Annotated in this window: 12 protein-coding genes; 7 read left to right on the top strand and 5 right to left on the bottom strand. The window is 75.7% G+C overall.

What is annotated here, in order from left to right:
* Positions 1–109: 109 nt before the first annotated feature.
* Together HFV08_RS31190 and HFV08_RS21480 are read left to right on the top strand one after the other, a co-directional pair.
* Entirely contained in the window at positions 110–688 is a 579-nt protein-coding gene (locus tag HFV08_RS31190; RefSeq protein WP_312885766.1) for a GNAT family N-acetyltransferase, read from the top strand.
* Between the two features lie 126 nt (positions 689–814).
* Positions 815–2,794, top strand: a complete 1,980-nt coding sequence (locus HFV08_RS21480) for a DUF5107 domain-containing protein (protein ID WP_168541475.1) — start codon at positions 815–817, stop codon at positions 2,792–2,794.
* Positions 2,795–2,973: 179 nt separating this feature from the next.
* Here HFV08_RS21480 and HFV08_RS21475 read toward each other — a convergent pair whose 3' ends face one another.
* The 3 genes from HFV08_RS21475 to HFV08_RS21465 all read right to left on the bottom strand — a co-directional run bounded on the left by HFV08_RS21475 (position 2,974) and on the right by HFV08_RS21465 (position 6,027).
* Entirely contained in the window at positions 2,974–3,327 is a 354-nt protein-coding gene (locus tag HFV08_RS21475) for a VOC family protein (protein ID WP_040246186.1), read from the bottom strand.
* A 248-nt stretch (positions 3,328–3,575) separates the two neighbouring features.
* Complete coding sequence (locus HFV08_RS21470) at positions 3,576–4,385, bottom strand: methyltransferase domain-containing protein (RefSeq protein WP_168541474.1); 810 nt, start codon at positions 4,383–4,385, stop codon at positions 3,576–3,578.
* 112 nt (positions 4,386–4,497) lie between these two features.
* The gene (locus tag HFV08_RS21465) at positions 4,498–6,027 is read right to left on the bottom strand and encodes a bifunctional phosphatase PAP2/diacylglycerol kinase family protein (RefSeq protein ID WP_168541473.1); all 1,530 of its coding nucleotides are present in this window, start codon (positions 6,025–6,027) and stop codon (positions 4,498–4,500) included.
* A 333-nt stretch (positions 6,028–6,360) separates the two neighbouring features.
* Here HFV08_RS21465 and HFV08_RS21460 point away from each other — a divergent pair, with 333 nt between their 5' ends.
* From HFV08_RS21460 to HFV08_RS21450, 3 genes are all read left to right on the top strand, one after another.
* Positions 6,361–6,594, top strand: coding sequence for a DUF6158 family protein (locus HFV08_RS21460; RefSeq protein ID WP_040246184.1), 234 nt, complete (start codon positions 6,361–6,363; stop codon positions 6,592–6,594).
* A gap of 2 nt (positions 6,595–6,596) precedes the next feature.
* Positions 6,597–7,184 carry a TIGR03086 family metal-binding protein gene (locus tag HFV08_RS21455; protein ID WP_168541472.1) on the top strand — a complete coding sequence of 196 codons (588 nt, stop codon included), beginning with the start codon at positions 6,597–6,599 and terminating at the stop codon, positions 7,182–7,184.
* A gap of 76 nt (positions 7,185–7,260) precedes the next feature.
* Positions 7,261–8,541 carry an aminotransferase class I/II-fold pyridoxal phosphate-dependent enzyme gene (locus HFV08_RS21450; RefSeq protein WP_168541471.1) on the top strand — a complete coding sequence of 427 codons (1,281 nt, stop codon included), beginning with the start codon at positions 7,261–7,263 and terminating at the stop codon, positions 8,539–8,541.
* A gap of 8 nt (positions 8,542–8,549) precedes the next feature.
* On the opposite strand, the gene HFV08_RS21445 is transcribed toward HFV08_RS21450, so the two are convergent.
* Positions 8,550–9,158, bottom strand: coding sequence for a DedA family protein (locus tag HFV08_RS21445; protein ID WP_168541469.1), 609 nt, complete (start codon positions 9,156–9,158; stop codon positions 8,550–8,552).
* Complete coding sequence (locus tag HFV08_RS21440) at positions 9,155–9,928, bottom strand: MBL fold metallo-hydrolase (protein ID WP_168541467.1); 774 nt, start codon at positions 9,926–9,928, stop codon at positions 9,155–9,157. The genes HFV08_RS21445 and HFV08_RS21440 overlap by 4 nt, the downstream gene beginning before the upstream one ends.
* Before the next feature lie 180 nt (positions 9,929–10,108).
* Here HFV08_RS21440 and HFV08_RS21435 point away from each other — a divergent pair, with 180 nt between their 5' ends.
* Together HFV08_RS21435 and HFV08_RS21430 are read left to right on the top strand one after the other, a co-directional pair.
* Positions 10,109–10,558, top strand: coding sequence for a recombinase family protein (locus HFV08_RS21435; RefSeq protein WP_168541465.1), 450 nt, complete (start codon positions 10,109–10,111; stop codon positions 10,556–10,558).
* Positions 10,559–10,700: 142 nt separating this feature from the next.
* A complete protein-coding gene (locus HFV08_RS21430; RefSeq protein WP_168541463.1) occupies positions 10,701–12,884 on the top strand; it encodes a phage holin family protein in 2,184 nt (727 codons plus the stop codon).
* Positions 12,885–12,895 lie beyond the last annotated feature (11 nt).

Here is a 12,895-nt window from a genome sequence, read left to right as displayed (position 1 = left end):
CCCCCGTCCGGTCCGCACACCACGGGCCGGCCGGGCGGGGGCTCGGCCGGACACCCCGGGCGGCCGGGCGGGGCCCTCCCGGTGCGGCGGCCTCCCGTACCGTTGCCCCGTGTCCGACGACCCTCACCTCGCCCGCGGTCCCCGTGTGGGCATCCGCCCGTTCGCCGCCGCCGACTCGGCGGAGTTCACCGCGCACGCCCGCGCGAGCGCCTCCCTGCACCACCCGTGGCTGTTCCCGCCCCGGACCGAGCGGGAGTTCGCCGCCTACGAGGGGAGGCTGCGCGAGGATCCGGCCAAGCGCGGCTTCCTGGTGTGCACCGCCGAGGACGGGGGGATCGCCGGATTCGTCACCGTCAACAACATCGTCGGCGGCGCCTTCCAGTGCGGCGCCCTCGGCTACGGCGCCTTCGCGCACGCGGCGGGGCGCGGCCTGATGACCGAGGGGCTCGGACTCGTGGTGCGGTACGCCTTCGGGCCGCTGGGGCTGCACCGCCTGGAGATCAACGTCCAGCCGGAGAACGCGCCCTCCCTCGCCCTGGCCCGGCGCGCCGGGTTCCGCAAGGAGGGCTACTCGCCGGAGTTCCTCTTCGTCGACGGCGCCTGGCGCGACCACGAACGCTGGGCCCTCACCGCCGAGATGCTCCGCGCGCGGGAGGCCGCCGGGCCCGGCGCGGACGGCCGGGCCTGACCCTCCGGGGCCGGGCGGCGCGCTTTGCGCAATCCTGTCCCGTGATCCCCTGGTCACCGCGGCGATCCCCGTGTTCCATGGTCATCGGGGCGGGGCCGGATGCCGTGCCCTCGTGAGGGAGGCCGCATGCCGAGCGCCGCGACGACGATCCGCCGCGAGCAACTGACCCTGCCCGCAGCCGAAGTGGGCCCCGACAACCCGCTGCCGCCGCTCTGCCCGCTGGACGAGGTCCACGAGGTCGACAGCCGCACCCTCGAGGGGCTGCCGCGCGCGATGGCACGCCAGATCGGCTACGAGCCGCTGCACAGCATCCTGCCCGCCCGCCTCCGGGACGGCTACGGGCGCGAGCGGAGCGAACGCGCCCTCGACGCGCTCGTCCTGGAGAACGACCATCTCAGGGTGACGGTGCTGCCGGGGCTCGGCGGCCGGATCCACTCGCTGTTCCACAAGGCCACCGGCCGCGAACTCCTCTACCGCAACCCGGTGGTGCAGCCCGCCTCCTTCGCCCTCAACGGCGCCTGGTTCTCCGGCGGCATCGAGTGGAACATCGGCGCCACCGGGCACACCACCCTGTCCTGCGCGCCGCTGCACGCCGCGACCCTGCCCGGCCCGGACGGCACCCCGATACTGCGCCTGTGGGAGTGGGAGCGGCTGCGCGACCTGCCCTTCCAGGTCGACCTGTGGCTCCCCGCCGACTCCGAGTTCCTCTACGCCGGGGTCCGCGTCCGCAACCCGCACGAGCGGCCGGTGCCCACGTACTGGTGGACAAATATCGCCGTACCCGAGGAGCAGCGCGTCCTCGCGCCCGCCGAGGAGGCCTGGCACTACGGCTACGAGCGGACCCTGCGGCGCGTCCTGGTCCCCGTCTCGGACGGCGTCGACCGCACCTACCCGCAGCGCAGCACACACGCCGCCGACTACTTCTACGAGGTGCCCGCGGACCGGCGCCCCTGGATCGCCTCCCTGGACGAGCGGGGCCAGGGCCTGGTGCAGACCTCCACCGGGGTGCTCCGCGGGCGCAAGGCCTTCGTCTGGGGCAGCGGCCCCGGCGGCCGGCGCTGGCAGGAGTGGCTGACCGAGCCCGGCACCGGCGGCTACGCCGAGATCCAGGCGGGGCTCGCCCGCACCCAGCTCGAACACGTCCGCCTGGAGGCCGAGTCGGAGATCGGCTGGCTGGAGGCGTACGGCCCGCTCGCCGCCGACCCCGGCCCGGTGCACGGCGACGACTGGGCGGCGGCCCGCGCCGAGACCGAGGACCGCCTCGCCAAGGCCCTGCCGGGCGCCGCCGTCGACGCCGCCTACGCGGAGTGGCTGCCGTACGCGGATCACGAACCGGTCGAGACGCTGGCCACCGGCTCCGGCTGGGGCGCCCTCGAAGTGCTGCGCGCGGGGCACAAACTGCCCGGTACCCCCTTCGAGGAGAGCACCCTCGGCCCGGACCAGGAACCCTGGCGGGCTCTCCTGGACACCGGCAGCTTCCCCGCGCCCCGCAGGGTGGCGCCGCCCGGGCCCTCCCTGGTGGCCACCCACTGGCGCGACATGCTGGAGACCGCGCCCGCCGAGCCGCTGACCGAGTACCACCTCGGGGTGGCGCAGTGGCACGCCGGGGACCTGGCGCAGGCCGTCCGCAGCTGGGAGCGCGCCCTGCCGCTCGCGCCCTCGCTGTGGCCGCTGCTCCGGTGCCTGGCCGTCGCCGACAGGCTCGGCGGCAACCGGGAACGCGCCGCCCAGCGCTACGCGGAGTCCTTCGAGGACCTGGTGAGCGAGCGCCGGGACACCGGTGAGACCTGGCGCGCGGTGACGGCGGCCCTCGGACGCGAGGCCATCGAGGCCCAGTTGGCGATCGGGGACACCGAGGCCGCGCGCCGCGTCTGGGCCGGACTGCACCCCTCGACGCGCGAACGCGGCCGGTTCCGCTTCCTCGAGGCCATGCTGCTGCTCGCCGAGGACAGGCGCGAGGAGGCGCGGGCCGTGCTCGCGGAGGAGTTCGAGGTCGCCGATCTGCGGGAGGGCGAGGAGTCGCTGGGCACCCTGTGGGAGAAGCTGGGCGAGGGGCGCCCGCTGCCCCAGCACTACGACTTCCGGATGCGCCCGACGGGCAACTGACCGCGCGGTTGGCCGGATCGCAGCGGTCGGGCGATCCGGCAGGCGGTCACCTCGCGAGGCGGTCCGGTGGGGACAGCCGGTCCGGCGGAGGCCGCCTGCCGGACCGCGCGGTCCGCGGCGGGCCTCGGGCGTGGCTACGTCACGGCCCACCGCACCACGGGCCGCCGCATCACCCGGCGCTACATCACCGCGCGGCGGTCCGCGTACTCGAAGACGGCCCCGTCGGGGTGGAGCGCGATGAGGTTGCGGCCCACCGGGGTGGGCAGCGGACCGGCGATCACGCGGGCGCCCGAGGCGCTGAGCACCTCCTGGGCCTCCTCCACGTCCTCCACGGCGATGGTGGCGGTGACCTTGCGCAGCACCTCGAGCTCCTGCTCGGGTCCGCTCATCAGCAGGAAGCAGCCGATCGCGGCGACGGACACGCCGCCCCGCTCGAACCGCATCGCCTTCGTGCCCGCGAGCCGCTCGTAGAACTGGACCGAGGCCTCCAGGTCCTCGACGCAGATACGCAGGGTCGCTCCCAGGATGTCCATAGGGCGGAGCCTAGTTGGCGCCGCCCGGGAAGGAGATCGTTTCGGCCGCATCGATCCGCCGCTTCGATCGGCGGCTTCGATTCGCGGCATCGGCACCCCGCCCGATCGACCGTTGTGATCCCCGCCCCGTAGCGCTCCGGTCCACCGCCCGGGCCCGCCGGAACCATGCCCCCGAAGCCGAAGCCGAAGCCGAAGCCGAAGCCGAAGCCGAAGCCGAAGCCGAAGCCGCCTCCTGAACCCTGCCCGTCTCAGGCCCGGCAGAGCACCTCGCCGTGCAGCACCGCGAACCAGCCGTCCGGTGAAGCCCCCCAGGTGCGCCAGCCCTCGGCGATCTCCCGGAGCCGGCCGGGATCGGCGTGGCCGCCCTCCACCGCCTGCTGTCCGTAAGGGGAGTTGAGGGTCCGGTCCGCCCACAGGCCGCTCCACCAGGCGCGCTCCTCGGCGGTGGCGAAGCACCAACTCCCGGTCGTCGCCGTGATGTCGGTGAAACCGGCCGCCCGCGCCCAGGACTTGAGGCGGCGGCCCGCGTCCGGCTCGCCCCCGTTGGCGCGGGCGACTTGCCGGTAGAGCGCCAACCAATCGTCCAGGGCCGGGACTTGGGGGTACCAGGTCATCGCCGCGTAGTCCGAGTCGCGGGCCGCGACCAGGCCGCCTGGCCTGCACACCCGCCGCATCTCGCTCAGCACCCGCACCGGATCGCCCACGTGCTGGAGCACCTGGTGGGCGTGGACGACGTCGAAGGACCCGTCGGGGTAGGGGAGTTCGTGGACGTCCCCCGCCTCGAAGCCCAGATTGCGCAGCCCGCGTCCGGCGGCGTCCTCCCGGGCCTGCTCCAGGATCCCCGGGGCGCGGTCGAGACCGGTGACCCGGCCCTCGGGGACCAGCGCCGCGAGGTCCGCGGTGATCGTGCCCGGTCCGCAGCCGATGTCGAGCACCGTGTCCCCGGGGCCGAGCGAACCGAGCAGATAGGCCGCGGAGTTGGCGGCGGTGCGCCAGGTGTGCGAGCGCAGTACGGATTCGTGGTGCCCGTGCGTGTAGACGGCGCTCTCCCGCGGCATGCCTGTTCTCCTCTTCGTCACCGGTGCTGCTCCCGGGGCCACGGTACGCCGCCAACCGCATGGTGAGACCGGATGTCTCACCATGCGGAAGCAGGCAGGGAGCGGGCGGGGCTCAGAGCGCCGAGGGGCGGTAGACGGTGAGCGCCTCGTGGCGCTTGTCCACCACCAGCTCGCCGCCCGAGGTGGTGGTGATCTCGCCGTCGAAGGCCAGCGGCGTACCGGGAGCCAGCCCCTCCACCACGAGACGGGTGCTGCGCACCGCGGCGTGGAAGGGCGAGCGGGTCAGCGGTCCCGCGAGGGCGGCCCCGAGCAGCCGCAGGCTCGGCAGCCGTCCGCCGTGCACGGCGCGGACGTCGAGCAGCCCGTCGGCGAGGTCGATCCGCCGGGCGGCCACCGGGCCCATCCGGGCGTAGGTGCAGTTCCCGGCGAAGAGCAGCCACAGGGCGCGCTGCTGCCCGTCCAGGCGGGCGTCGAGCGGGTGGTCCCGGCGCAGTACGTGCACCGCGCCCACCACATCGGCGAGCCGTCCGCCGACCCGCTTCGACCAGCGCTCGCGCTCGCGTACGAGTTCCGGATAGACCCCGAGGCTGAAGGTGTTGAGGAAGATGCCCTCGGTCCGCCCGGAGCGGAAGCGGCCCACGTCCACGGCGACCGCGTCTCCGTCGCGCACCGACTGGAACAGGTCCCGCGGATGCTCTATGCCGAGGTCGTAGGCGAAGTGGTTGAGGGTGCCGCCGGGCAGCACCGCGAGCGGGAGGCCGTGCCGCAGGGCCACGGCCGCCGCCGCGTTCACCGAGCCGTCGCCGCCGCAGACCCCGAGCGCCTGCGCGCGGCCCGCGGCCTTCTCCAACTCGGTCTCCAGCTCGGCACCTTCGCACTCGATGATCTCGGCGAGCGGCAGCGCGTCGGCGAGGCCCCGTACCGCGTCCGGGGTGCCCGCACCGGAGTTGACCACCATCACCAGGCCCTGGCCGCCGGGCAGCGGGGGCGCGTCCACCAGCGGGCGGCCGGGCGGCGGCAGCATGTCGCGGGTGGGCACCAGACCCCGCACCGCGAAGGCCGCGCCCGCGCCGAGGGCGGCGCCCGCGAGGACATCGCTCGGGAAGTGCACCCCGGTGTAGACGCGGGAGAAGGCGACCGAGGCGGCGATCGGCGCGACCACCGCGCCCCAGCGCTTCGACTCCAGGGCCACCCCGGTGGCGAAGGCGGCCGCCGAGGCGGCGTGCCCGGAGGGGAAGGAGGTGGTCACCGGCTGCCGGTTCAGCTGCCGTACGAGGGGGACCCCGTCGCGTACCGGGCGGGGCCTGCGCACGGCCCGCTTGCCCAGGGTGTTGACCGTGGCGGAGGCGAGCGCGAGCGAGGAGAGCCCGCGCACCGCGGCCCGCCGGGCGCGCGGGGAACCGGTGGCGGCGATCCCGGCCGCCACCCCGAGCCAGAGCACCGAGTGGTTCGCGGACTGGCTGAGAGGGGGCAGCACCTGCTGGGCGCCCGGCCAGTTGCGGGACGCCACCGTCTCGAAGGCACGCCGGTCGAGCCCGGTGAGGCGGGGGAACCCGCACCCGGCGGCGGGCGGCTCGCTCCCGAGGGCGCGCAGCAGTTTGCGGAGGCCGAGGACCCGGGGACGGGCGGTTTCGTAAGGCATTCCACTCGGTTACCCGCAAAGCGTCCGGGCACCCTGCCATGCGGCGCATTTCACGTCGATTGCCCCGCGCGGGCCTCCACCGGCGCTTCCGCCCCAGGTCACGGCCGTCTCGCCGGGCCCCGCCCGCGCTGGAAGGGACGCGGCGGCCGTGGCTTCGTACAGTGGACTGAGTACGGCCGGACGCGCGCCCCGCGGGTACCGGGCCGCCGGACACGGCACGGGGTGTGCCGGGCGGTATACGGAGCGAGCGATCGCGGAACGTCGAGGATCCCGACAGGATCGGGGAGAAGGACGGAGCCCACCCCCGGCCACGACTGAGAAGTGGGGTGCACCATGATCGGAGTCGAACCCGGGCGCCTGGACGACCAGCAGCTCATGAAGGAGCTGGAGACCATCCACCGCACCCGCCACTCCACCCTGCTGCACGGCTCGAACGACGCCCTGCACGCCCACAACGAACGCATGGCGCAGCTGGAGGGCGAGTACCTCCGGCGCCATCCGCGCCGCGTCATCACCAGCGGACGTACCCGTTCGGGCGCACGCGAACGGGAGCCGCAAGGAGAGTGACCATGCCAAGGACCGCCACCCGCAACCCCCTGCTCGAAAGGCACGGGCGGGCGCTGGACCTGTTCACCGACCGGGTCCGCGCGGTACGCCCCGCCCAGTGGCAGGACCCGACCCCCTGCGAGGGCTGGGACGTCCGCGACCTCGTCGGCCACCTCACCTCCGAACAGCTCTGGGTGCCGCCGCTGGTACGGGACGGTGCCACCGTCGAGTCCGCCGGCGGTGCACTCGACGGCGATGTGCTCGGTCCCGATCCGCTCGCGTCCTGGGAGCGCGCCGCCGAGGGCGCCCGGGAGGCCTTCCGGCAGCCCGGCGCCCTGGACCGGACCGTGCACCTCTCCTACGGCGACACCGAGGCCCGGCACTACTGCGCCGAGATGGTCTGCGACCTGGTGGTGCACGCCTGGGACCTCTCCCGGGCCGTCGGCGCCGAGGAGCGCCTGCCGGAGGCTCTGGTGGACTTCGTCGTACGTGAACTGACGCCCCGCGCGGCCGACTTGGCGCGCAGCGGACTCTTCGCCGCCCCGGTCGAACCCCCGCCGGACGCCGATGTGCAGACCAAGCTGCTCTGCCTGCTGGGGCGCAGGCCCTGACCACGGCCCGTCCGGCACCGGCGCGCGGACCCGGCGGCCGCCCCACCCGCGCGCCCCACCCAGCCCGGAGGTACGGATGACCACCGCGGACGGCGCGGCCTCCGGCGGGCAGGTCCGCCACCTGCCCCCACCGCCCGAGCAGGGCTTCGGCGTGCTCGACGAGCTGGCCGAGGCCTTCGAGCGGGCGGCCGGCAGCACCCGGGCCGTCCCGCCCGGCGGGGACCCGGCCCTCCTGGAGGCGGCCGCGGGCTACTGGGAGCGCCGGGGCCTGGCCACCGGCCCCGGGCACCTCGCCGCGGCGCCCGGCGCCGGGACCTTCCTGCTCGCCTTCGACGCCCTGCTCGGCGGTGACGTCCTGCTGCCCCGGCCCTGTCCCGCCCACTGGGCGCCGCAGGTGCGCCTGCTCGGCCGCCCGGTCTTCCCGGTGCCCGCCCCGGCCGACTCCGGGGGCGTGCCCGATCCCTACGCCCTGCTCGAAACCGTCCGCAGACTGCGGGCCGAGGGGCGCGACCCCCGGCTGCTGGTGCTCTGCCCGGCCGACGATCCGACCGCCTGCGTACCACCGCCCGAGCTGGTGCACGAGACCCTGGAGGCCGCGGCCGGGGAGGGCCTGCACATCGTCAGCGACGAGACCTGGCGGGACACCCTGCACCACCCGGACGAGACCGTCTTCCTCAGCCCGGCGGAGATGCTGCCGGAGCGGGTGACCGTCTTCGCGGACCTCTCCGGCGCCTTCCTGCCGCCGGGCTGGCCCGCCGCGGTCGCCCGCTTCCCGGCGACCGCCGAGGGCGCCGCGCTGCGCGCCCGCACCCTCGACGTACTGACCGCGCTCGGCGCCCGGCTCACCACACCGGTGGCGGCCGCCGCCGCGCACGCCCTCGGCGAGAGCCCGCCGACCACCCGGCGGCTGCTCGACTCCGCGCGTCTGCACGGCGTGGTCGCCGCCGCCGCGCACCGGGCGCTCGGCGGCGCCGGGGTGCTCGCCCGCTCACCGCAGTCGGGGCGGCATCTCTACGCGGACCTCGCCCCGCTCGGCGGCGCCCTGGAGCGGCGGGGCGTCGGCGACTCGCAGGAACTGGAGAACGTCCTCGGCGGGCTGCTCGGCATGCCCGCACCCGGCGGCCACCGCTTCGGCGACGATCCGGCGGCCCTGCGCGTACGCCTGTCGACGGGGCCGCTCCTCGGCGCCACCGAGGCCGACCGCGAGCGGGCGCTCGCCGCCCCGGACCCGCTGCTGCTGCCCTCGGTACAAGACCGCCTGGACTCCTTCACCCGGGTCTTCGCCGCCCTCGCCGCCGACAACGGGGCGGCCGGTGAGCCCGCCCCGCCCGCGTCCTCCCCGGCTCCCCCCGGCTGACCGGATCCTCACTGCCGAGGGGCGCGCACCCGCCGCCACAGTGAGGGCGCCGCGCTGATCAGCAGGGTCAGCGCCACCGCGGCGACCACACCCTGCCAGGGCTCGGGGAAGAGCGAGCCGCCGAGGACACCGATCAGCTGGTACGCCAGCGTCCAGGCGAGGCAGGCGGCGGCGTCGGCCCGCGCGAACTCCCGGGTCGGCATCCGCGAGAGCAGGCAGGCCAGCATCACCGGCAGGCGGCCCGCGGGCACCAGCCGGGAGAGCACCAGCACCGTCACACCGTGGCTGCCGAGTTTCTCCTGCGCCTGGTAGAGCTGCTCCTCCGGTGCGCGGCGGCGGATCGCCTCCAGCCAGCGGGAGCCGTTCTTCGAGTGCAGCCCGCGCCGCCCGAGCCAGTACAGCGCCACATCACCGGCGAAGGCCGCGGCGGAGGACACCACAAAGACGGCGAGCAGGCCGAGCGGCGACTTGTCGTGGAAGGCGACCACGGCCGCCGAACTGACCAGCGCCCCGGTCGGCACCACCGGCACCAGCGCGCCGACCAGCACGAGCAGGAAGAGCGAGGGGTAGCCGAAGGCCTGGTGCGAGCCCTCGGCGGAGGCGGCGGCGAGGATCACCGGCGCACCTCCGGGCGCACGCTCTCCCCGTGGTCGAGCCGGAGCACCCGGCTGCCCGGCGCCCGCACGGCGGCGAGCCGCACGAACTCCTGCCCCGGGGCGTGGAATTCGTGCGGCCGCACCGCGTCGAGCCCGATCGGCCAGTATGTGCCGTAGTGCACCGGCACCGCGTGCGCCGCGCCGATCCGGGCCAGCGCCTGTGCCGCCCGCCCGGCGTCCAGGTGCTCGGGCCCGAGCCGGGGCCCCCAGCCGCCCACCGGCAGCAGGGCCACGTCGACCTCGCCGACCTCCTCGGCCATCGCGTCGAACAGGCCGGTGTCCCCGGCGAAGTAGGTACGCGTCTGCCCGCTGAGCACATAGCCGAGCGCGGGCGACAGCTGCGGCCCGAGCGGCAGCCTGCGCCCGTCGTGCCGCGCGGGCACGGCCCGCACCCGTACCCCGCCCTCCTCGAACTCCTCGCCCGCCGAGACCTCGGTCAGCCGCAGATGGTCCAGTTTGCGCAGGGCCGGTACGGCGCGGGCGGCGCCGCGCGGGACGACCAGGCGGGCGCCGGGGGAGACCCGGGCCAGCGAGGGCACATGCAGATGGTCGGCGTGCAGATGCGAGACCAGGACCAGATCCGCCCGGCAGGCCTCCGCCGGGGGGACGGCGCCCCGGCGGCGCCGCAGATGGGCGAGGCGCCGGGCGAACAGCGGGTCGGTGAGGATCCGCAGCCCGGAGTCCTCGACCGTGCAGGTGGCATGCCCCCACCAGGTGATCTCGGCAGGCACCTGTTTCCTCCCTCGGCCGACTCCCGAGAGCCTAGCCGCCCGGTCCCGGAGACGGTCGCCCACGTCCCGCCGGGACCCCGGCAGGCGCGATTTCGACGACGCCGCCCGGGGCAGGAGTAGGGTCGGCGGCGCGCGCAGAGAGCGGGCAGGGGCCGGGGAAGACACGGAACGAGGGGGCCCATGGCGGGAAGAGGGACGGGGGCCGCCGCCCCCGCGCGGGGCCGCCCGGGCGCACTGCGGGTGACCGCGATCACCAGCCTGGTGCCCCTGGAGGAACTCGACCGCGAGCCCTTCCTCGTCGACTCCCGCAGCCAGTACGCACTGTGCGCCGCCTGGGCCGCCCGGCACGGCCACGTCCTCACCCGCCAGCTCCTCGTGCACGGAGTGCGCCCCGATCACCGCGCCCTGTGGACCGATGTCGAGGCCGGTCTCGTCGACCTCTTCGTGGCGGCCGGGCCCCGGGTCCTCGCACGGGCCCTCGCCTCGGTCGAGGAGTTCACCGCCGAGTGCGCCCGCCGCGGCGTCCGGGTCGAGAGCACCGGCCTCGGTGAGCCCTCCTACGACGCCGCGATGAAGGCCGATGTGCACCGCAGGCTCTCCATGCCCACCGCCGGCTACGACGGGCGCTGAACCCGCCGCCCTCCCCGCTCGCGCTGAGACGGCTGCCCTTGGCCCGCTCCCGCTGGGGTCGCTGCCCTTGGCCGATCGCCGTGCCGGGCAGCCGCGGCCCTGTGACAAAGTGGAGGCCGTACGGACGTGAGGTGGGCGAAACGTGAGCGACGGCAGATGGCGGGCGGCGGGCCGCGCCCTGTGGCGGGTGGTCGCCGTCTGGTCCGTCTCCACCCTCACCATGCTGGCGCTCGCCGGGATCCTGCCCGACTTCCAGCTCCAGTCCGACTCCGGTGACAGCTCCACCCGGATCGCGATGACCGCGGCCCTCGGCGCCGGAGCCTTCGGCCTGCTGTCCGCCCTCGTCTGGCCGCTGCTCGTGCGGGCCCTGCTCCTGGTGCCCGCCCTGGTGCTCGGCCTGCTCGTCTTCTTCCTCAACGGCTCCCTGCTCCTGCTCGCGCTGCGGCTCAACCCCTCCGGCCGGGGCGAGGTGGCCCCCGAGACCGCGGTGGTGGTCGCCGCCGTGATGTCCGCGGTTGCCTCCGCCACCGGCGGTGCGCTGGCCGTGCGGGACGACGACGCCTACCGCCGCCGACTGGCCCGGCGTGCCGACCGCCGCCGCAGACGCGATGCCGAGGCCGGCGGTCCCACCACCCCCGGCACGGTCTTCCTGCAGTTCGACGGCGTCGGCCACGATGTCCTCCTCGACGCCGTCGCCCGGGGCCGGATGCCCACGGTGGCCGACTGGCTGGGACCCGCGGGCGCTGCCGCGGCCACCGGTGAGTCCCCGGCCGGGGCCTCCGCCGAGGGCGCCGCCGGGACCCACCGCCTGAGCAGCTGGCGCACCGACTGGTCCAGTCAGACCGGCGCCAGCCAGCTGGGCATCCTGCACGGCAGCAACCACGACATCCCCGCCTTCCGCTGGTACGAGAAGGACACCGGCGAGGTCATGGTCAGCAACCGGCCCGCCTCCGCCGCCGAACTCCAGCGCCGCGCGGCCGAACGCACCGGCGACCGCGGACTGCTGGCCCAGGACGGCGCCAGCCGCGGCAACCTCTTCAGCGGCGGCGCCGACCAGCTCGCCCTGGTGCTCTCGGTGGCCGCCCGCCGCGGCCGCCGGAACCGCTCCCGCGCCGGATACTTCGCCTACTTCTCCGATCCGGCGAACGCGGTGCGCACCGCGATGTCCTTCCTGGCCGAAGTCGCCCGCGAGACCGGCCAGTCCACCCGGGCCCGGCTCTCCGGCCGCCGCCCCCGGGTCGGCCGCGGCGGTCTGTACCCCCTGATCCGGGCCTTCGCGACCGTGGTGGAACGCGATGTGGTGGTCGCCGCGGTCATCGGCGACATGTTCGCCGGGCGCACCGCCGTCTACGCCGACCTGGTCGCCTACGACGAGGTCGCCCACCACTCCGGGCCGCGCAGCCAGGACGCGTACAAGGTCCTGCAACGCCTCGACCGCTCGCTCGCCCTGCTCGCCAAGGTCGCCGAACACGCCCCGCGCCCCTACCGGATCGTGGTCCTCTCCGACCACGGCCAGAGCCCCGGCGAGACCTTCCGCACCCGCTACGGCCTGGGGCTCACCGATCTCGTACGGGCGGGCTGCGGGCTGCCGGTGCCGCGCCGGGCCCGGCGCACGCACAGCGGGGCGGAGGCCAGGGCGACGGTCCGCGCGGCCCTGCACCGCTCGGTCGAGGCGGACGCGGCACAGGACCCGGGGCGGCGCCCGCGCGAGCCGATCGTCCTCGCCTCCGGCAACCTCGGCCTGGTCTCCTTCCCGGACGTGCCGCACCGGATGAGCCAGGAGGAGATCGACCGGCGCCACCCGGCCCTGCTCACCACCCTCGCCAACCACCCCGGCATCGGCTTCGTCCTGGTGCGCAGCGAGGCGGACGGCGCGGTGGTGCTCGGGGCCGGCGGCGCCCGGATCCCGCTCGCGCGACTGGACGCGGAGCCGGGCCCGCTGGCCGACTTCGGGCCGGGCGCGGCCGAGGCGGTACGCCGCACCGACTCCTTCCCGCACTGCGCCGACATCATGATCAACTCCTGGTACGAGCCCAAGGAGGGCGAGGTCCTCGCCTTCGAGGAGCAGATCGGCTCGCACGGCGGCCTCGGCGGCGACCAGACCCGGGCCTTCCTGCTCTGGCCGCACGAGCTGTCCGACCCGCTGGCGGGGCAGGGCGAACTGGTCGGCGCGGAGCAGGTGCACCGGGTGCTGCGCCGCTGGCTGGGCGAGCCCGCGGGGCCCCGGGTGCCGGTCGCACCCCGCCGCCGGATCCGCGGGCTGCGCACCCCGCGCGGGGCCGGCGCCCCGGAGCGGCCCAACACCCCGCGCGAGCACAGCACCTGAGCCGCCCTCGG

Source organism: Streptomyces physcomitrii, from assembly GCF_012273655.1.
In the GTDB taxonomy this organism is placed as follows: domain Bacteria; phylum Actinomycetota; class Actinomycetes; order Streptomycetales; family Streptomycetaceae; genus Streptomyces; species Streptomyces physcomitrii.
The sequence above is the reverse complement of the archived record's forward strand: the minus strand, read 5'-3'. Positions and strand labels throughout refer to the sequence as shown.